General features: G+C 48.7%; 20 protein-coding genes. 5 read left to right on the forward strand and 15 right to left on the reverse strand.

All coding sequences use genetic code 11. The features are described from left to right. Positions 1-141: 141 nt before the first annotated feature. From DT73_RS16110 to DT73_RS16120, 3 genes are all read right to left on the reverse strand, one after another. Positions 142-858, reverse strand: a complete 717-nt coding sequence (locus tag DT73_RS16110) for a phosphatase PAP2 family protein (RefSeq protein WP_036111541.1) — start codon at positions 856-858, stop codon at positions 142-144. Between the two features lie 42 nt (positions 859-900). Then, on the reverse strand, positions 901-1887 hold the full coding sequence (locus DT73_RS16115) for a GTP-binding protein (protein WP_036111543.1): 987 nt from the start codon (positions 1885-1887) through the stop codon (positions 901-903). Between the two features lie 211 nt (positions 1888-2098). Further along, positions 2099-3568, reverse strand: coding sequence for a mannitol dehydrogenase family protein (locus DT73_RS16120; protein WP_036111546.1), 1470 nt, complete (start codon positions 3566-3568; stop codon positions 2099-2101). Between the two features lie 200 nt (positions 3569-3768). Here DT73_RS16120 and uxuA point away from each other — a divergent pair, with 200 nt between their 5' ends. Beyond that, on the forward strand, positions 3769-4959 hold the full coding sequence (uxuA, locus tag DT73_RS16125) for a mannonate dehydratase (protein WP_036111549.1): 1191 nt from the start codon (positions 3769-3771) through the stop codon (positions 4957-4959). A gap of 366 nt (positions 4960-5325) precedes the next feature. On the opposite strand, the gene yeiP is transcribed toward uxuA, so the two are convergent. Beyond that, complete coding sequence (yeiP, locus tag DT73_RS16135) at positions 5326-5898, reverse strand: elongation factor P-like protein YeiP (protein WP_036111555.1); 573 nt, start codon at positions 5896-5898, stop codon at positions 5326-5328. 183 nt (positions 5899-6081) lie between these two features. Between yeiP and DT73_RS25630 the strand changes: the two genes are divergently transcribed. Continuing rightward, positions 6082-6336 carry a YkgJ family cysteine cluster protein gene (locus DT73_RS25630; RefSeq protein WP_072006981.1) on the forward strand — a complete coding sequence of 85 codons (255 nt, stop codon included), beginning with the start codon at positions 6082-6084 and terminating at the stop codon, positions 6334-6336. A gap of 29 nt (positions 6337-6365) precedes the next feature. Here DT73_RS25630 and lptG read toward each other — a convergent pair whose 3' ends face one another. From lptG to DT73_RS16170, 7 genes are all read right to left on the reverse strand, one after another. Beyond that, complete coding sequence (lptG, locus tag DT73_RS16140; RefSeq protein ID WP_036111557.1) at positions 6366-7445, reverse strand: LPS export ABC transporter permease LptG; 1080 nt, start codon at positions 7443-7445, stop codon at positions 6366-6368. Next, positions 7442-8512, reverse strand: a complete 1071-nt coding sequence (lptF, locus tag DT73_RS16145) for an LPS export ABC transporter permease LptF (RefSeq protein WP_036111559.1) — start codon at positions 8510-8512, stop codon at positions 7442-7444. Before lptF ends, lptG begins: the two co-directional genes overlap by 4 nt. 66 nt (positions 8513-8578) lie before the next feature. Beyond that, positions 8579-9148, reverse strand: coding sequence for a YtfJ family protein (locus DT73_RS16150; RefSeq protein ID WP_036111562.1), 570 nt, complete (start codon positions 9146-9148; stop codon positions 8579-8581). Positions 9149-9329: 181 nt separating this feature from the next. Continuing rightward, positions 9330-10163, reverse strand: a complete 834-nt coding sequence (locus DT73_RS16155; protein WP_036111565.1) for a hypothetical protein — start codon at positions 10161-10163, stop codon at positions 9330-9332. Beyond that, entirely contained in the window at positions 10160-11497 is a 1338-nt protein-coding gene (locus DT73_RS16160; RefSeq protein ID WP_036111568.1) for a lipopolysaccharide biosynthesis protein, read from the reverse strand. Before DT73_RS16160 ends, DT73_RS16155 begins: the two co-directional genes overlap by 4 nt. A gap of 333 nt (positions 11498-11830) precedes the next feature. Continuing rightward, a complete protein-coding gene (locus tag DT73_RS16165; protein WP_036111571.1) occupies positions 11831-12583 on the reverse strand; it encodes a hypothetical protein in 753 nt (250 codons plus the stop codon). A 30-nt stretch (positions 12584-12613) separates the two neighbouring features. After that, positions 12614-13300 (reverse strand): dTMP kinase, encoded by a 687-nt coding sequence (locus DT73_RS16170; RefSeq protein WP_152552537.1) that lies wholly within the window; start codon positions 13298-13300, stop codon positions 12614-12616. Between the two features lie 304 nt (positions 13301-13604). Between DT73_RS16170 and DT73_RS16175 the strand changes: the two genes are divergently transcribed. Next, the gene (locus DT73_RS16175) at positions 13605-14336 is read left to right on the forward strand and encodes a dTMP kinase (protein ID WP_036111576.1); all 732 of its coding nucleotides are present in this window, start codon (positions 13605-13607) and stop codon (positions 14334-14336) included. Between the two features lie 277 nt (positions 14337-14613). Here DT73_RS16175 and DT73_RS16180 read toward each other — a convergent pair whose 3' ends face one another. From DT73_RS16180 to DT73_RS16195, 4 genes are read right to left on the reverse strand one after another with little or no spacing between them, the layout of a single operon-like run. After that, a complete protein-coding gene (locus DT73_RS16180) occupies positions 14614-15786 on the reverse strand; it encodes a pyridoxal phosphate-dependent aminotransferase family protein (protein ID WP_036111578.1) in 1173 nt (390 codons plus the stop codon). Next, positions 15773-16033 (reverse strand): acyl carrier protein, encoded by a 261-nt coding sequence (locus DT73_RS16185; protein WP_036111580.1) that lies wholly within the window; start codon positions 16031-16033, stop codon positions 15773-15775. Before DT73_RS16185 ends, DT73_RS16180 begins: the two co-directional genes overlap by 14 nt. 31 nt (positions 16034-16064) lie before the next feature. Beyond that, positions 16065-16982 (reverse strand): NAD(P)-dependent oxidoreductase, encoded by a 918-nt coding sequence (locus tag DT73_RS16190; protein ID WP_036111582.1) that lies wholly within the window; start codon positions 16980-16982, stop codon positions 16065-16067. Further along, entirely contained in the window at positions 16979-18715 is a 1737-nt protein-coding gene (locus tag DT73_RS16195; protein WP_200874797.1) for a fatty acyl-AMP ligase, read from the reverse strand. The genes DT73_RS16190 and DT73_RS16195 overlap by 4 nt, the downstream gene beginning before the upstream one ends. A 964-nt stretch (positions 18716-19679) precedes the next feature. Between DT73_RS16195 and DT73_RS16200 the strand changes: the two genes are divergently transcribed. Together DT73_RS16200 and DT73_RS16205 are read left to right on the forward strand one after the other, a co-directional pair. Next, a complete protein-coding gene (locus tag DT73_RS16200; RefSeq protein WP_036111587.1) occupies positions 19680-20813 on the forward strand; it encodes a hypothetical protein in 1134 nt (377 codons plus the stop codon). Positions 20814-21002: 189 nt separating this feature from the next. Further along, the gene (locus tag DT73_RS16205; RefSeq protein ID WP_036111590.1) at positions 21003-21362 is read left to right on the forward strand and encodes a diacylglycerol kinase; all 360 of its coding nucleotides are present in this window, start codon (positions 21003-21005) and stop codon (positions 21360-21362) included. The last annotated feature ends 15 nt before the right edge of the window (positions 21363-21377 follow it).

Genomic DNA, 21377 nt, shown 5'->3' on the forward strand with positions numbered 1-21377 from the left:
TAAGAAGAAAAAAACAGCAATATCATGAATCAAAAGAAAAAAAATGCTCAGGAGAAATTTGCAGAACAGCCAATTTGAATTAAGTCACGCTATCAGAAATAGCAATATAACTAATAGCGCAACTTTTTGGGCGTTTTTCAATCAATTGTTAGCCGGGTGTTTATTTTTACCAGGCAGGCGCAAATTAAACCAGTTAACCAGTTTGTCGCTCAGCGGCGTTAATAAACACCAGGGCAGGCCAACCAGTACCACCGTTAATGAGCCCACAAAAACATCTGTAAACCAGTGCGCGCCAATCATCATTCGTGGCAGCGAGAACACGGCGAAGATAGCCAGGGAAATAGCGAACGCGCGTACGCTGAAATAACGCAACATAAAGCCACAGAAAATAAGCAGCATCATACCGTGGTCACCAGGGAAGCTGTCTTTTGAGGCATCTTTCGTTGGAAAGGGCAGCAATTCACTGACCCGGACGGTATCCGTAAAGAACAGCGAAGGGCTACGGCGTTCCAGATGGAGTATATTTTGCCCTAACTGGTTAAGCACAACCGCAGTCAGCAGCATAACCAGGCCAATAATTACAATGCGGCGGCGCCCACAGGCGGATTCAGCACGCCAGTAATGCAGCATTACCAGCCCCATGCACAGCAATGAGCAGGCATCAAATGCGCGATTATTGGTAATGGCAACCAGCCACAGGAATGTGTGGTTTTCAACAATCAGCCGGTTGAAAAAGTGATATAACCCACTGTCGATGGGGAACCAGAACCCGTGTGAAGGTGGCAGGTACCAGGAGAAAAACAGCGCGAAACCCAGCAGGTTCATCACCAGGATGGGTAATAAATAAGTACGTTTCATAAATATTCAGGTAACAATTTCTTTTAACAATAACCTTCCAGACTACGCCTGCGCGGCTAAACGTAACCTCAACAAACTTGTTTGCAAGGCATTCCAGTCAGTTTCCTGTGCCGTAATTAGCTCAACCCGGCTGTCCGGTGGGGCAACTGGCTGGGTTTCAATATGCAAATCCAGCCCCTGGCGGTTAATGCGCACCAGGCCTTCAGGAATGCGAAATATCCCTTTTACCCGGTCCACCGGGGCAAGGCGGGCCCACTCAAGAACTCCAGTGGTATCAAAGACGGTATCGGCGTCGAAAATCCACCCGCAGGCCGTATACCCCTGGCCCTGGTTAAGCACCCGGCGCCAGCGTTGATGCTCAGGCAAAGATAACGCGGCCAGCCCGCTTGTTGGGGTTGAATGGTGGTGGTGTGCTGCGCTGGCCGGCGGCAGTGTATCGCGGGTACGCGGGGTATCCAGCAGGGCTGGGTCTATCGCGCCCTGTGAGCAGTGCACCAGTAAACGGCCATTACCCTGCTCAGCCCACCATGTATCCAGAGCTGCTTGCGATATAGCATTGGACCGGTCCTGCTTATTGGCGATAACAATATCGGCGGCTGCCAACTGGTCACGAAAGTTTTCGTTCATGCGCACTTTGTCATCTGCCAGCTGGCGCGGGTCCAGCAGGCAAAAACTGGCCTGAAGGGTAATCCAGGGCTCATACACCGGGGCTGTCAGCATCTCAAGAATTTGCCGGGGGTGGCCCAGGCCGGTTGGCTCAATCAGCAGTCTGTCTGGTTTGTACTGGCGTAATAATGTGTTCAGCCCCACCTGCATGGGCAGGCCATTCACACAACACATACACCCACCGGGGATCTCTTTTAAGAGTGCGCCACGGTCAGACAACAGCGCGCCGTCAATACCAATTTCACCAAATTCATTCACCAGCACCGCCCATTTTTCATTTTCTGGTTTGTTTGCCAGCAAATGAAGAATGGTGGTGGTTTTACCGCTGCCAAGGAAACCGGTAATCAGATTGGTTTTTGTCACAACTCCTCCCTGCCCGGGCAACAGACATAACCAGAAGCAGGCTCTGGTTATGTCATTGACCAGAAAAATTGACCAGCAAACATGCTGTCTGTACCTGGGGGAATGCGTGTTGCAGGCTGGCAACACGTTTTTCCTGTTCCCACCCAGGAATAAAGAAAAACGTGCTGATCATGACGAAAAAAACGAATGAAGAGAAGATCTGTTTGTGCGGTTAATCGCCAGCCACAAGTGCGGCAACCGCACCGTGCGCACCTTTACTTACCAGTAACTGCCAGGCATGTTCAATCTGGCGAGTAAATTCAGCGTTATTTGCTAAATCTTCGCCAAAGATAGCAGTCAGTGACAGCAGTGCGGCTACCCGGTTTTCCGTTGTACTTTGTTGCACTTTTTGCTGAATGATATCGGCCAGAGGATCTTTTACTTCAACAGGCTGCCCGGCGTCATCGACACCACTGACGAAGCGCATCCAGCCAGCCACTCCCAACGCAAGGCAAGGCCAGTCACTGCCCTGGTTAAGATGCCAGCGAATACTGTCCAGCATACGTTGTGGCAATTTCTGGCTACCATCCATAGCAATTTGCCAGGTTCGGTGTGCCAGGGCCGGGTTGCTGAACCGGGTAATTAACTGGCTGGCATAGTCGGCCAAATCAACCCCGGTAATGCGCAGTGTGGGCGCCTGTTCTTCCAGCATCAGTTTTAATGCAGCTGCGCGGAACGCCGCATCTTCCATACATACATTCACATAGTGGTATCCGGCAACATAGCCAAGCCAGGCCAGAAAAGAGTGGCTGCCATTGAGCATGCGCAATTTCATTTCTTCCCATGGCAGAACATCACTTACCATTTGCACACCAGCGCTTTCCCATTGAGGGCGGCCAGCCACAAAATTATCTTCAACCACCCACTGGATAAAGGGCTCACAGCTTATCGCGCAGGGGTCTGCCACACCCAACAGGTCGGCAATTTCTTTCAGGCTTTCCTCTGTGGCAGCGGGCACGATACGGTCAACCATAGTGGAAGGAAAGGTAACGTGCTGTTCAATCCAGCTTGCCAGCGCGCTGTCACGCTGTTTTGCCATACCCAGCACCGCATGTTTAACGATATGCCCATTTTCAGGGATGTTATCGCACGACAGTACGGTAAATGGCGAGAGGCCACGTTCACGGCGGCGGTACAGTGCTTCAACCAGTAACCCGGGGGCCGAGTGGGGTTCATGGGGGTGAGCTAAGTCGTGAACAATCCGGCTGTTCCCGGTATCCAGTTTTCCTGTTGCCGGGTCGATACAGTAGCCTTTTTCGGTAATTGTCAGTGAGGCAATGGCAACCTGAGGTTCGCAAAACTTCTCAATAATAGCTTCGATGCCATCCAGTTTTGCGTTCAGGCACTCATGGACTGCACCGATAACAATAGGCTGATTCCCGTCTGGCCCTTTTTCCAGCACAGTGAACAGGTGGTCCTGCTCACGTAATGCCTGCATCATAATGTCGCCACTGAACAGGCTGATTTCCGCAATCCCCCAGTCTCCACCACTTTGGTTAAGCACCCGGTCGGTCAGTAACGCCTGGTGCGCGCGGTGAAAGGCCCCAAAACCTAAATGCACAATGCGTGATGCCAGAGCAGCGCGGTCATACTGAGGAAGCTGAACAAAAGCGGGAAGGGAAACGGATGCGACAGTTGCCATAACAGAATCCTGTTTAACGATTAATTAACATCTCTAGTCTAAAGTTATATGACAACAAATTAAATTGGCATACCGCAAAATTCAGGGGGATTGTGAACTGGATCAATTCTTGGCAGGGCGCGTAATTGACTCTGCCTGTTAAACATGTATGGTAGTAGTCAAAATAAATTGGTATAACAGCTTAAACAGAGGTATCTGTCATGGAACAAACCTGGCGTTGGTATGGACCGAATGATCCTGTATCGCTGGATGATGTGCGTCAGGCAGGCGCAACAGGCGTTGTCACGGCACTGCATCACATTCCAAATGGCCAGGTCTGGCCGGTGGAAGAGATTAAGGCGCGCCAGGCGTTACTGGCGGGAAAAGGCCTGACATGGTCTGTTGTGGAAAGTATTCCGGTGCACGAAGACATTAAAACCCACACCGGCCAGTATGATACCTGGATTGCGAATTATCAGCAGAGTATTCGCAACCTGGGGGAATGTGGGATCGATACGGTGTGCTATAACTTCATGCCGATACTGGACTGGACCCGTACCGACCTGGCGTACACTCTGCCAGATGGCTCGAAAGCACTGCGTTTTGACCAAATCGCTTTCGCGGCTTTTGAATTGTGCATCCTTAAACGCCCGGGAGCCGCAGCCGATTACACGGCGGAAGAGCAAAGCCAGGCTCAGGATTATTTCGCAGCGATGTCGCAAGACGATATCGACCTGCTGACCCGTAATATTATTGCCGGTTTGCCTGGTGCGGAAGAAGGCTACACTCTGGACCAGTTCCGTGCCCGTCTGGCGGAATACGACGGCATCGATAAAGCAAGTTTGCGCGAACATATGGCGTATTTCCTGAAAGCGATTGTGCCGGTAGCAGAAGCCAGTGGCGTGCGCCTTGCTGTGCACCCGGATGACCCGCCGCGCCCAATCCTTGGCCTGCCGCGTATTGTGTCAACCATCGAAGATATGCAATGGATGAAAGAAACCGTAGACAGCATTAACAATGGTTTCACCATGTGCACCGGTTCTTATGGTGTCCGTGCAGATAACGATTTGGTGACGATGGTTGAAACCTTTGCCGACCGCATTCACTTTACTCACCTGCGTGCTACCTGCCGCGAAGACAACCCGAAAACCTTCCATGAAGGGGCACATTTGCAGGGTGATGTCGATATGGTTGGCGTGGTGCATGCCATTCTGAAAGAAGAGCAACGCCGTGTGGCTGCGGGTGATAAACGGGCTATTCCAATGCGCCCGGATCACGGCCACCAGATGCTGGATGACCTGCGTAAGAAAACTAACCCAGGTTACTCAGCTATTGGCCGCTTAAAAGGCCTGGCTGAAGTGCGCGGTGTTGAGCTGGCACTGAAAAAAACCTTATTCCCTGATTTGCTCTGATAAAAACCAGGCGGGTTGTGTTTAAACTCGCTGTGCTGTTTTTGGGTGACAATGCGCGCCGGGCCGTTTTGGTCTGGCGCGTTTTTTTGTGCTGCGCTGAACGAAAATATAAAAAAGCACTACCCTGCGGCAGTGCTTGAGTCTGATGATAAACCTCATGTCCGCACAGAACGAAAGGATGTCACCCAATAAAAAACAGGAAAATCAATTCATTGATTTTCGGCTGCTAACTAAAAAGAAGGAAAAACCACGTTTTTTCCTTCTTTTTCATCAATCTGAAGCACTACCCTGCGGCAGTGCTTTTCTTTTTCTGTTCGGGAGCCAGAAGCTACCCGAACAGGCAGAACCGGCAAATAACCCGTCGTGTTAGTCTGCCCGGCCCATATAACGGCGTTCAGCAATATGGATACGGATTTTATCGCCGTTACCCAAATACTCAGGCACCTGAATGGTCAGGCCGGTAACCATCGTTGCGGGCTTAGTGCGTGCACTGGCGGACGCGCCTTTGATCCCTGGCGTAGTTTCAACAATTTCCATATCGACAGTTTGCGGCAGTTCAAGCGCCAGTACCTGGCCATCCCAGGTCAGAACCTGAATTCCCGGGATCCCGCCTTCCGGAATAAACAGCAGTTCTTCTTCAATTTGTTCTTTATTGAAGATGTACGGCGTGTAGTCTTCGTCGTCCATAAACACATATTCGTTGCCATCAATATAGGAAAAGTTAACGGCACGGCGGCTAAGTGTAATGGTGTCCAGCAGGTCATCGCCTTTGAAACGCTCTTCAACTTTCAGGCCAGTACGGACATCGGAAAAACGCATTTTATACAGTGTTGCAGCACCGCGCGCACTGGGTGCCTGAATATCAATATCTTTCACTAACAGCAGCTTGCCGTTGTAATTCACAGCCATACCGCGTTTGATTTCATTCGCTCTTGCCATGGGGCTATCCTGTCTGGTCGTCCTGGCGGGCCAGGGTTGATTAAAATATCGCGACACGTTACTCGCGCCCTGAGTTTCAGGCAAGTGGAATTCGCCATATATACGCTGTAATGGTAGCAGGAGGGATTTCTCTTATTGCCAGCGGCTGGTAGAGTAGCGGGCCAATATGAAAAGAGAATGACTATGCATTGCCGCCCAGACTGTGGAGCCTGTTGTATCGCGCCCTCAATTAGCAGCCCCATTCCTGGCATGCCTGATGGCAAACCGGCGAACGTGAGGTGTATTCAGTTATCTGAGGATAACCGGTGTAACATCTTTGGCTCCGATTTACGCCCGGTAGTTTGCGCGAGCCTGCAACCATCCTTCGAGATGTGCTCCACCAACCGCGAAGCCGCAATGACCTGGCTGATAAACCTTGAGCAGGCAACCGCTCCCTGATTCCTGGAACGGCTGAAGCGCTGAAAAAGCTAATGGCGCTTATCAAACCGCCAGACTAAGCCCAGAGCCACAAGCAGAAGTACCACTGGCAGAGAAAGAGTGGTGAACTGAACGTTGAGTGACAGCAATAACCCTAAATTGACGGCAATCTGGTAGGCAATATAGGTCAGCAGGCCAACGACTACGCCCAAAGCCAGGCGGCTTCCTAACCCGGGTTCACGTGCATTACCAAAAGTGAAGGGCACGGCCAGCAGGATCATTGCCAGAATTAATATTGGGCGGCCCAGCTTTTGCCACAGCGCAATTCTGAACTCCATGCTCGGTTGCCCACTGCCCTGCAAATACTTAATGTACCGGTTTAGCTGAACAATGGAGAAACTGTCACTGGGCATGGTCAGTTCCGCGAGGCTCATGCCGGTAAAGACAGAATGCCATTGCAGTGAGTCTGCCGTCTGTACACTCTCTTTATCGCCATCCCAGTTTTTTTGGTAAACCTGGTGCAGTGTCCATGTGTGTTTGTCGTCAATCGTCGCGGTTTTGGCATAAATATAGGATTGCAAAGACAGATCCGGCTGGTAATAGAAAATCTCAATGCCCTGCGGGTTATTATGTTCATCCAGGGATTTTACTGTCACAAACTCATTGCCCTTTCTGGCCCACAGTTCGTTACCGGCATTGTCAGTTTTGCCCGAGTGCGCCAGTGCTGCATCTTTTAGCCTTAGTGCGTACTGTTGCAACGGGGATGCCACCCATTCATCAAGTACCGCAAATGTAACCGTCAGCATCAGCCCTGCGCACAGAATAACACTGGCGATTTTCATAATTGACACGCCTGCCACACGTATCGCGGTTAACTCCAGGCTTTTCGACAGTTGCCCAAGGCCGATTATCCCACCAAAAAGCGCGACAAAAGGCCCCAGGTCGATAAGCGTGCGCGGCAGGGTCATCAATGTAACCCACAACGCCTGAGTCCACAGGTAGCCACCAGGAGTAACATCTTCCAGCTCGTTAATCAGGTTGAATGTGGTAAACAACGGAATTAACAACCCGGCGGCGGCAGCGAAGCCGATAAAGACATTGCGGATTAAAAAGCGGCTGAAAATGTTCATCGGGATTTTTTCTTCAGCAAAGAGAATTCAGAAGCAAGCAGCGCCAGCAGCCCGAATAACATAATTAACGGCACCGACCACATGCCGGGAACGCCTGGAATCGAACCATTCGCAATCAGCGTGCGGCAAATATTGCTGCCATAGAAAATCACAGCAAATAAAATAGTCAGCGGTAGCAGGGTGGCGAAACGCCCCTGGCGAGGGCGGGTTCTGCTTAATGGTATTGCCAGTAACACCATTAGCAGTGTGCTTAACCCACGGCTTTCGCGCCATTGCAGTTCTGCATAATCTGCGGGGTCAGATGAGCGTGCCAGTTGCGCCACAGAAGCCGCTTTTCGTCTTACATCCAGGCTTTGAACCACCGGTTTCAGGTCTACTCGCAGGTTGCGGTACACCATTTTCCGGTCATCCTGCCCGTTTCTGTCCAGAACATAACCAGTACCATTGTGGAGCATGACGGTGGGGCTTTTTGGCGATGGGTCAATGACATCCACAGACCCGGCTTTATAAATACTGGTTTTGTTCGGTGAAGAAGTATAAATCAGTGCATCAGCCAGGTGACTGTGTGCTGCGTCTATCTTCGTTGCCAGCACCATTCTGCCATCACTGTTGGTATTAAACTTATTGGCCTGTAAATGGCTGACATCCAGCTCAGACTGGGATTGCTGCTCAAGCTGGTAAATTTGCCCATAGGCCCAGGGACGGCCATATAAAGAAATAAAGGTGACCACGATCCCCAGCGGAATAGCCAGAACCAGAATCGCCCGGTAGATTCGCACCGGGCTGGAGCCTGAGGCCAGAATAGCGGTGATTTCTGAATCGGTGTACATCTGGCCCAGCGCCACTGATACCGCGACATATAACCCAACAGGTAGCAGCATTTCCAGAGCTATCAGTACCTTATAACACACAACATTGAAAACAACTTCCAGCGCCAGCGTGCCATTCGCCGCGTCTGTCAGGTAACGTTGCGCAGAAAAACAGGCAAACATGAAGACCAGAAAACACACAATGATAATGGTTAACCGGCGAACCTCAGCCAGGATATAACGCTCAATTAAAAACATCGCTTATCTACATCCTTTATTAACCAATGTGTTTACCGGTCTTCAGCAATGGGTGTGATCCGGGCATCATGGATTTTCTGCCGCAATAAGCTGGTGTATCAGCGTTATCACATGCGTTACTTCATCTGGCGTCAGCGCGCCATCTTTTGCCCAGCGAACCCGGCCAAGGTTATCCAGCACCACGATGGTGGAACTCTCTTCTTTCAGTTGCCAGGCCTTACGGGCCAGACCGTCACTGTCGACAATAAACTGCGCCCATGGGTAGTTCTTTTTGTTTTTTTCTATTTTGCCACGGACGAAAAAACCGGAACCCGGGATAGCATCATCAGTATTTACGATAGTGGTGGGCTGGAAACGGTCTTCAGGAAAATTTGCATCTTTGACGGCATTAATCAGCAGCGAGTTTTTCTTTTTGGCAGATTTGCGGCCAGCAATATACTGTATTACCCGCACTTTTCCAGCGAACTCTGCGGTGTTCCATTTCTTCCAGGTAAAATCACCATCTTTGAGGATTAGCTCACCTTTTTCGCTAATCATCACCGGGGTAACGGGTTTGCCAATAACAAAGTTGTGTGCAAAGGCGATTACCGGAAGCAAAAGAAGGAATGGCACTGCCAAAAATTTACCTAAAGTCATATCCGCCTCCTTGTTACTGGTAAGTTGATAACCGGCAATATTTTGATAATAAACATTTTTTCCGGTTTTTTTTACCCAAAGGCTGTAAAGAACATTCTGAAGTTATTACATCCCGTTGCCTGGCCCGGATTGTGTTCTTGCTAAGGTGCATGGCCGTAAAAGGGAATTTACGGCCAGTGGATCACTGCGGGTAGTGGGCCAGAAGCTGTTCCAGGCGCAGGCGCAAATCCGGTTCCAGCGCTGTTGCTTCGTCATACATCGAACCGCCTGACAGTTTATCTGCCACCATCACATCGTGCTGGTCGCCCATAATGCCGTTAATTGCAGCCAGGAACCTGGACATCTCATATGCCTGTTGGTTGCCGGGATTAATTGAACGCAGGGTGTCATAAAAAGAAACCTGCTGGCTGACAATCTTGCGCACATCGTGGAATTCTTCCCCGGTAAGCTGCGGATGATTGATAAGCGTACCCAGAGTCCGAATTTGTGACTGCCGGTAGGCAATAAACCCACTCTCGGTTTCCAGCTCAAAGTGGCTCATTGCATAGCTGACCAGGGACCAGATGGGCTTACTGAGCAGGATGCGCAAAATAGCGCCGTAATATTTCAGGTTTTTTTGGTTACCGTTGCGAAATGCATCCTGAAAATGGCCCAACACTACTGTCGTGGTGTTAAACAACCCAAAAGACTGGTGTTTCTTGCTGTACAACCGCTGAGCAAAACGCAAATGCTTATAGCGTGCGCGGATATATTTGTAACGCATCCGTACCGCCTGAGGTAAGTCAGGGTTTTTAATGAATTTCTCTACCAAACCCAGCAGCTCTTCACGAGTAAAACCATCACGCCAAAACTGCAGGCACAGAGCGTAGTTTTGGTAGATATTCTCGTGGGGGCATCGCAAATCGATCACACCTGGCAGGCTGGTGTGTTCATCAACGTTGTCATCCTCTTCTACTGCTGTGAATAACAACTCGATGGTGTCTTCGGGGAATTTTTCCCACGTATTATTCGTCATTGATTACTCTCTCTGGGGACATTGAACCCCAGTAAATAACGATTACGGTAAGCACTTAATGTTGGAACAAGTGATAACAACACATCCAGACATTGCCCACCAAAATAAGCAAAAGCGGCACCCTGCACACCAAACAGATGCGACATGGCAACCAGCAGAACAATATATGAACCCGAAGCAATAGTTTGTGCGACCAGAAACGCCCGTTGTTTCCCAGCCATAAATAACAGCGATTCTTGGGGGAAACCAACCATTGAAACAATGATGGCGCCCAGCATTATTTGGATTAAATCATATGCTTCAAGGTATTTGTAACCGAAGACCAGCGAAATTAACGGTTTGCCAACCAGAATAACCAGCAGTGCTACCGCGATTCCAATGCCGCCAGCCAGTAATGCTGAACGCAGACCCAGTAACCATGGCTTGGTTGTTCTTGGGTCTAAGCGCATGATTTCAGGATAGAAACTTTTCTCCAGTAATTTGGCCGGGGTTCCCGTGGCATCAAAAAATGTCATGGCAATTTTGAACAAACCAGCAGGTGCCGGCCCTAAAACCAGTCCTACCAAAACGGTGCTGCATGAATTACGCGCGGCCCAAATAGTGTGCGCAAAATTGGTTGTCCACACGAAGTTCCAGGCGCCTTCTATATTGCGTGCAACTTTGAAAAGCCGTGGCTTTAATGCGTTATGGATATTTCTGGCGCGCAATTCTCTTGCAGCAAACCACCAAAATAATGTCCCGCCAAATAAATTAGCGGCATACCAGGTAATGACAAAACCAGTGAAGCCCAGGTTGTAATAATAGGAAATAACACTACCGGCGGCTTGTAAAAATGGTTTTGTTGCCTGCTGAACGGCAATCAGATCAAAGCGGTCAAAAACACGCAAAATCCCTGTAGGGGTTGCGGCTGTCATTGAAGGAATTAAGGTGCAGTATAAAATTGCCAGCCAAAAATTTTTTCCTTCAAGCCCTAGTGCATGGGAAAGAAAAGGCAATAAGGCCATGCCGCCGAGTACAGCAACAAGACCACTGGCGATATCCAGGCCAAATGAAAACGCAATAACGTCACGGAATCGTTGTGTGTCCTGCTTTTCCAGCGCAGGTGTACCAAACTGGACCACGAATTGCCAGGTCTGAAATTTAATAAAGTCACTGACTGCTTTTGCATAGGCCTGAATAACAACCAGCGCACCGAACAACTCCGGCGTCATACCTTTACCCGCGCAGGAGAGGGCGAGTAAACCAAGTAATGCGCTGACTACACTTCCGGAGCCAAGATAAGCGGCGTTACGCAAAATGGCCCGAAATGCGCCATCAGAAAACCAATGCTTCATAATAAAAAACCAGCCATGCTCGGTAATTCCGGTTAGTAATCGCTAACAAACTATAAGCACGCCTTGCAGATTTTTCCGCTGGCGTGACAGACGTAATACCTTGATAAACGGGTATCTGGTCACAGCCTGTAACAGGTTTGGTTACATCGGTGGCTGGTAACAGCACTACCGGGTAAGATGCAGGGCATACAGACTTTTCGATAATACTCTGTTATACCCCGGGCAATTTTATTCATAGATGCTATTTGCCTGCACTCTGTTAATTGCGCTGCTAAATGGAAAAACAACCCGCTCAGGTGTTGCCTGGGCCTGGTGTCAGCGCTTAGCAAAGCGTTATGCATTAACTTCCCGGCGTTGGGATTTTTCTATAACCGGGTATATCGCATTGAGTGCATTTTCAAGTACTTCATCGTAAGGAGCGCGCGCATCCAGCTCAACTATTCGGGAACCGTTGTAATTCAGTTTTACCATGTTGGCGATTTTATCTTTCAGTTCTTCGTAGCTGTGGTCTGGCTTGCGTGAAAAGGCAGTATCGGCATCAATATCAAGGCGGATAATTAATTCCGGGCGGAACAAAGCCATTTGTTGATACAGGCGGCGTTCGCGTTCTGCCAGGCGGGTTAATAACCAGCCTTTAGCACGCTCCGGCCCAATGCCCGGCCCGTCATAATAGAAACCGGATATTTCAGCCTGTGGGTAGCGGTCACTAATCACCAGCACTCCACTTTGTGCAAGCCGCTGTACTTTTCTGAGATTAGAAGCGCGCCACAAAGAAAAACCATACATAATCAGTGCGGCCCACAGTGCCGGAGCTTTATTGCTCATGCGCTGTGTTTTGTCTGATTTTGCCGCCAGGCGACGTTCAAGCCAGGTGCCAATGACCGGCAGGCGTTTTATTTTGTCGCCATCTTCCCCGGAAATAAGCCCCAAATAACGCCTTTCAGTAATAAATTGTTTTTTAAGATTTTTTACTAAATCGTTAGTAAGCGTCGATTTCCCTGTTCCATCGCTACCAACTACGGCAACCAGCCCGGAGATACAGGTAATGGGTGATGTATTTTTGCTGTTTTCGTTATCTGTTTTCATGGGTTTCAACACAACATGTTGGCTAAAGGATTACCGCTTTGACGATGTGAGTGAAATCTGAATGGCCTGTAAGGATTCATCCAGTATCTTATTTGCCGGTTCGCGACCATTGAGGTCCAGAATTTGGGCACCATTAAATGTCAGGTTTGGAATGACGGCTATTTTTTCGCGCAGAGCGGAAAGCTTGTGGTCGGGTTTGCGCGAGAAGGCAGTCTGTTCATCAATATCCAGGCGAATCAGCAGTAACGGTGGGTAAGATGCCATCCACTGGTACAATTTTTGTTCATTGTTACGTAACCAGCGCACCCACTGATTCCCGCCAACGGTTTTGGCTAACTGAGGGCCATCGAAACGAAAGCCTGCCACTTCTGCCTGCGGGTAACGGTCAGTGACCAGGAGTTTTCCCTGGCGGCTTTTTTTCAGCATGCGGCGAAATTTATATGCCCGCCAGCAGGAAAGCAGAAAAATAACCAGTGAAGTGGCATTCCCAGGTGGTGTGGAAGGTTTTTCGTGAACAGTATCTGATTTCTTAAGCAGATAACGCCCAAAGGAAGCACCAATAATCGGTAAACTACTTATCCACTCACCTATTCGCCCGGAAGACTGGCCCAGATAAAGCAACTCTGTGGGTTCTTGTTGTGAAAGATGGTTGACCAGGCTGGTAGCCAAAGTCGATTTTCCCGAGCCATCACAGCCAGTTATTGCTATTACGCGCACAGTGGAATGAGGAGCTGCAGGGATTATCTTGTGACTCACAATAATAGATCCAATAATAAAAGCAACATTATATTGGATTCTGTACAGAGTGAAAAGAGGATGTCAGGATAACCGCAACTAATGGATAGTAGTGGAAAGTTGATTAACATTTTATGCTATTTTTCTTATTCATTCGTGCTAATTACCATTTTTTTGTTGTATGACACACATTCTATTTATTAAATGTTGATGAAATAACAAGTCTCAGCGACTTTTTGCCTGAAAAATGGTACATTTCTCTGGTAACTAGAAAGAGTGAATTATTATGAATCAACCAAATTCTCCGCTCATTGCGATTATAGGCAGTGACGGTTCTGGGAAGTCTACGGTTAGCGAACACCTTATTGTCTATGTGAAAAAATATGGCCCGGCCGTGAAAGTTCACCTGGGAAAGCAGGCAGGTAATGTAGGGCGTGCCGTTTCACAGCTTCCATTTATCGGCAAGGCGTTTGGCAAGTCTATTGCCAGCAATACAAAGAAAATCAAATCAGCAAAATCAGAGGTGAATTTGTTGCCAGCACTGGTGATTTATTCCTTTGTTTTACGCAGGTTATGGCGTTTTCGGCGTATGCTGGCGTTCCGCCGCCAGGGGGTGATTATCCTTGCCGACCGTTATCCACAGGACCAGATTCCGGGAGCCTATGATGGCACATCATTTCCGGAGGAAACCAAAGGAAGCCGTTTTGTTAAATGGCTGGCGGGTAAAGAAAGTAACGCATTTCACTGGATGGCGAGTTATAAGCCTGATTTAGTGATAAAGCTTAATGTGGATTTGGATGTGGCCTGTGCCCGTAAACCAGATCACCGCAGAGAATCACTGGCGAAAAAAATTGCTATTACACCGCAACTTACTTTTTCCGGGGCAGATATCGTGGATATTGATGCCAATAAACCGATAGATGAAGTGATTGCTGCGGCTGAAGCTGCCATTGCACAATTTATGCAAAGCCACGGTTACTCGCACTCAGAAAATATTGAGCCGGTAGCCACCCGCTAATACTGCATTCATTTTCTTTGTATATGAAAATAACAGCTTCCGTGCCGATATATTTTCGGCATGGAGAGCTGGTGCTGTTCAGTGTCTTGCTCAGCGCAGTACGGAGTAGTGGAAAAATTAAATAAATGTGCAGGTGGTGGAACAAGGCATTAATACAGATTTTTATATTCAGCCTTACTTCACATTGATGAACTGTTGGCGAGTGTTTGGCTGCAACAAAATAAATGCTGCCCGGTTTTATCACCCCATGGCAGCATTTATTTTAACGTAATGAAAGTTATTTTTTCAGTTCAGCAAAGGCCTGAATAATTGTATCGATTTCTGCATCACTGTGAGCAGCATTAACACTACAACGCAACAATGTAATACCTGCCGGAGCTGCCGGGGGCAGAACCAGGTTGACATAAACACCATGGGTAATCAGGTCACGCCAGAGTTGCAGGCCGGTTTCTTTTGAGCCGATCATAACCGGTACTACAGGGCTGATGCGCGGCCCCAACTCATAACCCAGTTTAGCCAGCCCGTTATACAGGCGATGGGCATTGCTCCACAATTTTTCACGCAGTTCCGGGTGCTCTGCAATGCGTTTCAATGAAGCGCGAACCGAGGCGATGCTGGATGGCGAAGGCGATGCGGTAAAAATATAAGGGCGGCTGCTGTAGCGCAAAACGTCCATATCTTTATTACCAACGGCAAAACCACCAATGGAAGCCAGGCTTTTGCTGAACGTCCCCATGATGATATCCACGTCTTTTTCAACACCCAGCTCTTCAGCCAGACCGCGGCCAGTTGCACCCATCACACCGAAAGAGTGCGCTTCGTCAACCAGCAGATAACCACCATAACGGCGTTTAATATCTGCGATTTCCGCCAGCGGTGCGACATCACCCAGCATGCTGTAAATGCCTTCAACAATAATCAATGCCTCTTTGGCTCTGTCACCCAGGCGAACCATGCGGCGTTCCAGGTCTTTGGCATCGTTGTGGCGAAAACGAATGATTTCGGCACCACCCAACGCACAGGCATCATAAATGCTGGCGTGGCTGTCGGCATCGATTAATACGACAGAACCCGGGCCGGCAAGCGTACTGATAACACCCAGGTTGGCGGTATAACCGGTTGAAAACACGATAGCTGTAGGGCGGTCAAAAAATTCTGCCAGTTCATGTTCCAGGGTGAGATGCGGGCCATAACTCCCGTTTGCCATCCGGGACCCGGTGGTACCCGTGCCTTGCGCAGCTAACGCAGCCTGGCCTTCGGCAATGGCTTGCTGGTCAAATGTCAGCCCAAGGTAATTATTAGTACCTGCCAGAACAATTTTTTGATTGCCAATACGGCCCTGAGTTGCTGAGTACACTTCATCGATACAGGTCCCGAACGGGTTCAGCCCTGAAGTCTGGAATTGCTCGCGGTCGTTAGCAAGGCGTGCAAACTTATCATAAAGTCCCATGAGCTTTCTCCAGATGAGGGATCAGTGCATTCAGTAACTGTTCTGGTGTCCTGACGTCTAATAAGATGTTGATAGGAATAGAAATATCAAATTCATCTTCCAGTTTCATTAACAGATCCAGCACGCGAATGGATTCCAGACCAAGATCATTGACCAGGTCGCTATCCGGTTTAACTTCAGGTCCGTTTTCCAGCGTTTCTCTTAAGCAGGAAAGGATGTACTCCATAACAGCATCGCGATTCACCATAGAAATCTTGGCATACCTCTACTCGATAAAATTAAAATAACCCTTCACGCAGTGCGTATTCCAAGCTGATCTCAGGAAACCAGTTAATATCGCCAGATAAGCGTTCATTGCTTGCTGACCAGTTTGGATGTGTTAGTTCGCGTAGTTTGCTGTGTGTCAGCATCGGCTCTTTCCGGGCAAGGCGGTTGGCGAAGATGCTGATATCTGCCAGGCGTTTCAGCAGGGGGAAAGGGATTGCAACCAGGCGCACACGGCCATGGCGCACCCGGGCTCCAATTTCTTGTAAGTTCTGCCAGGTGTAGCCCCCGGCAAACCCGTCACACAACTCATAACAATTCGACTGCGGTTTTTCCGCCAGTAACCACTGGCTCACAGCCTGCGCTAAATCACTAACATGAAGGAAAGACAGCGTTGAGTCTTCTCCCCCTAAGCGGGGAAGTAACCCACGTAATAACCAACTAAACAGTGCATTAAGTTCTTTATCACCCGGCCCGTAGACCGCAGTCGGGCGAAAAATGCCCAGCGACATATGTGCGGCGGCCATTGCGATTAAACGTTGCTCGGCAACGTATTTTGAATTCGCATACCAGGACAACTCAGGGTGACGGGCAGCAAGCGAGGATAAAAATAAAAAGCGCTTACATCTGCCTGTTTGCCGGGCCAACTGCATCAGACGCAGGCTGCCCGTCACATTGCAATGTGTAAACGTCTCTTCTTTATGCCCGCGAACCAGGCCCGCACAGTGAACAACGTAATCTGCACCATTGAGTAATTCCGCAAGTGAATCGCGGTTATCCAGGTCACCGTGCACCCAGCTTAAGTTGGCTGCTGGCGGTTTACCCGCGGTCCGGGTAAGGGCCCGCACGGTAAACCCTTGCGCCAGCAAATTTTGGGTGATGTGGCGACCAATAAAACCGGTCGCACCCGTCACCGCAACGGTGTGGCTCATTGAGCAAAACCCGCTAACTTCAGCGGTGCGCCAATAGCCTCTGTCAGATAGCGTTTCTTGGCTTCCGCACGGGCAGGCTTCCCGGAAGATGTTCTGGGAATACTGTGTGGCGGCAGCAGGACGATATCCACTGCGACACCGAATTCACTCTGAATGCGTGCTGTTAAAGAATGCACTATCTGTTCGCGGCGTTCTTCTGAGGTTACACGGCATTGCACCTGAAGAATAATTTTCGCGCCTTCATCATGCTCTTCATTAACGAAAGCAATAGAATCACCTGAACGGATCTCTGGTTCGGATTCTGCAACGTATTCAATATCCTGCGGCCAGATATTACGGCCACGAATGATAATCAGGTCTTTCTTACGCCCGGTGACATACAGGTAGCCATTAAGCAGGTAGCCCAAATCGCCAGTGTCCATCCAGCCGGTAGACTGAATCTCTTCTTGTGAAGCGGCATCACGGAAATAACCGTTCATCAGGCTTGGGCCGGAGATATAGATTTGCCCAACCTGGCGGTCTGGCAGCACCGCGCCCAGTTCATTGCGAATCTCAATATGGTGGCCGGGAAGTGCCTTGCCGCAATTGACAAAAGTGGATACCGCGCGGGTATTTTTCCCCGGTGCAACAGCTTTGCCTTCATATTCAAGGATATCACGGTCAACTTCGTTCACCTGTGAACCGCTATTTGCCTCAGAAAAGCTTACCGCAAGGGTGTTTTCAGCAAGGCCATAGCAAGGCATAAATGCGTTTTTATCAAAGTTAACCTGGCTGAAGTGTTCACCAAACTGGCTCAGCAGTTCGGCCGGGATGGGCTCGGCTCCTACACCGGCTACACGCCAGCTGGAGAGATCCAGTTCAGCCAGTTCTTTTTCACTGGCCCGGCGCAGCGATAAATCATAACCAAATGGCGGCGCAACAGAGACCGTACCGTGGTTTTTACTGATGAGTTTTAACCACTGTAGCGGGCGCATGGCGAAATCCTGGGTGCGCAAATAGTCCACGGACAACTGGGTGGCGACCGGCGTCAGCATAAAACCGACCAGGCCCATATCGTGGTAGAAAGGCAGCCATGAGACACAGCGGTCACCGGCGCGTAATTTGATGCCATCGTGGCTGATAGCGTGCAGGTTAGACATCGCTGCACGGTGAGTAATAATCACTCCACGAGGAAAGCGCGTACTGCCCGAGGTATATTGCAAGTAGGCAATATCATCCGGGGCAGGGAGGTGCAGTTCCATGTCTTGCGCCGGGAGCGCACGGAAATCGTCATCACTGAGAATATGCAGTTGCTGCGCATTGGCAGTGACTGAGCTAATCAGTGGAATCCACTCCTCACCGCTGATGATTGCGGCAGGGTTGCAGCTATGAATCAAACCCTGCAGTTTGGCAATGTATGAATCGCGCTGCCCTACGCCCATCGGAATAGCCAAAGGCACGGCGATTAAACCGGCATACTGGCAGGCGAAAAACGCCTCAACAAAGCCTGTGCTGGTTTCAGCAATCAGTGCGACACGGTCCCCTTTTTTCAGGTTGAGTGACAGCAGGCGGCGGGCCCCCAGCATTGCACGCTCTTTCAGAGTACGGTACTCCAGCACTGCCACAAGTTGGTTCCTGCGGTCGTAGAAGTTCATTCCGGTTTCTCCCTGAGCCGCGTAATCCAGCGCCTCAACGAGAGATGGAAAATCCGCATATCGCATTGGAAGTGAATGAATAGAGCTTGTTTCAGACATAGACAAATTGGCCATAGATTCAAAATCACCAATAACAGCAGCTGGTGAAGGAGTTGAAATTATTACTATGAAAACTTTTTGAAAATTTTTTATTCAACCATTTTCATTCCACAAATAGCATCTTCAGCCGCAAAATATCGCCATACCAGAATTAACTGAAGGTTGAATTTACAGCTGACTTGATTGAGTACGTATGTTGCGCACGTAATTTATAATCACCAGGCTCGAGTGATTGCGGCCCTGCAACCAGCAATAGAAGTTCATCGATGATGAAGCAGACATTTACCAGTCTGGAGAAAATGAAGGCTGATTCCGTGAGTCTGCCATCAGGCATATTGCCTTCGTACTTAACATACCGTAAACATTATGCCTCAAGTTTTATAAAAGTGAATGACTCATCTTATTTCTGAAGAATCCGAAAGCATTAACTGCTAAAAAAAGCAGTTTTTGGATAAATCTTGCCAAAATGGAAAAATATTTTTTCGCAATAAGTGCCATAAATTAAAATAATGGCATTATTTGTTTAGCGGGCAGGGCGGATTTTATGAAAATATGGTTCGGATTGCCTGGATATAGCAGATAATTACTGCCTGGGATTAATCGCACCCGATAATACCAGCGTGAATGGAAGTGGGTGAATCTGACATTAACAAGTTGTTTTTGTTAGTATTTTATCACTTCAGTAGTGAAGTGGTTTTTTGGTTAAGATATTGATTTATATCATAAATAATCTTATCTTCTGCAGTGGCATTTTCGCCAGGGTATTGCCTTTCTTTTGCTGCATAGCGCGTTCACGACCAAACTGCCGGTTTGTTATGGCTGCTGCTATTTGGTGATAACAAATACCGTACCAGAATGCGGTTATTTGTTGACTGTAATGACTTCAGTTAATTGCCATAATTAGCTCACATACAGGCATTTTGAGAGTGATTTTTTGAGTAGATTCTGAAAGCTAAGGTTGTTTATGATTCAAGTTGAAAAGGTTCAGGACAAGCATGCTCTGAAAGCATTTATACAGTTTCCCTCCTCCCTCTTTAGCGATGATCCTCATTGGATCGATCCTTTAACTGTTGAGCGTGAAGAACATCTTTCAAAGAAAAATCCTGGCACAGACCATATAACGTGGCAGGCATGGATTGCTAAAAAAGGGGGAACCGTTGTAGGGCGCATTACAGCACAAACAGATACCCTGCACCGCGAGTTATATGGGCCCGATACCGGTCATTTCGGTATGATTGACGCTATCGATGACCCGGAAGTTTTTGATGCACTTTTCGCTGCTGCTGAAACATGGCTGAAGTCACAAGGCGCGCATAATATCACTGGCCCATTCAGCCTGAATATTAATCAGGAAAGTGGCTTACTGATTGACGGTTTTGATACCCCGCCATCGGCATTAATGCCTCACGGTAAACCTTATTATGCCAGCCACCTGGAGCGCCTTGGATATACTCAGGGCATTGACTTGCTGGCGTACTGGATGAAGCGCACTGATCTCTTCTTTTCTCCATCGTTAACCCGGTTAATGGACCAGGTGCGTAAGAAAGTTACTTTGCGCCCACTCAACCGTAAAAAATTTGCCGAAGAAATGCAGGTACTGCGCGAAATATTCAACTCTGGCTGGCAGAATAACTGGGGTTTTGTTCCCTTCACCGAGCGTGAATTTGACATCATGGGGGACCAGCTCAAATATCTGGTGCCGGATGACATGATTCATATTGCTGAAGTGGATTCAGTGCCTTGTGCCTTCATTGTGGGGTTACCCAATATCAATGAAGCGATTTCTGGTTTGCACGGGCGCTTATTACCCTTTGGTTGGGCAAAACTGTTATGGCGCCTGAAAGTCAGTGGTGTGCGCACTGCCCGTGTTCCATTAATGGGCGTTCGCCAGGAATACCAGTTTAGCCGCATTGGGCCCATTATTGCCCTGTTGCTTATTGAAGCGCTGCGTGACCCTTTTGCTAAGCGAAATATCGATGCATTAGAAATGTCCTGGATACTGGAGACCAATACGGGTATGCGCACGATTCTGGAGCGAATTGGTGCAGAGCCTTATAAACGTTACCGGTTATATGAGAAAAAAATCCAGGCAGAATAACCAGAACAGACCAGTCTGGCAGGCTAATATAGTGCTGAACAAGAATGTTCAGCCTGTATTAGTGGGCCATCACACCTTAGGTTGTTGTTATCCGGACCACTCCCGCAAACAGGATAGTGGCCGGGAATAATCCCCAGAGGCAACTATATTTATACGCCTCTGTTTGCCGTGTTAGCTGAGTAAACACCCATGCCAATTCCCAAAAAAACCGGCCTCAGTCGCCTGACCAGCAGTATTAATAATTCGTGGGCCGGTATTGTTAATGCCGTTTTTACTGAGGATGCGTTCCGGCAGCTTGTGGTTATTAATATTGTGTTACTTATAATTACACTCTGTCTTGATATTACAAAAACAGAACGATTGTTATTAATCATGTGCAGTTTCATTACTCTGGCTGTTGAATTAATAAACACCGCGATTGAAACGGTAGTGGACCGTATTTCTCTGGAAATTCATCCATTATCGAAACGAGCAAAAGATTTAGGTGGAGCGGCGCAGTTAGTTACCGTTGTAATGACGGCTATCGTCTGGCTGGTGGTTCTGTCTTAACCGGCGTGATTACCG

It is taken from the genome of Mangrovibacter sp. MFB070 (assembly GCF_000705335.1).
In the GTDB taxonomy this organism is placed as follows: domain Bacteria; phylum Pseudomonadota; class Gammaproteobacteria; order Enterobacterales; family Enterobacteriaceae; genus Mangrovibacter; species Mangrovibacter plantisponsor.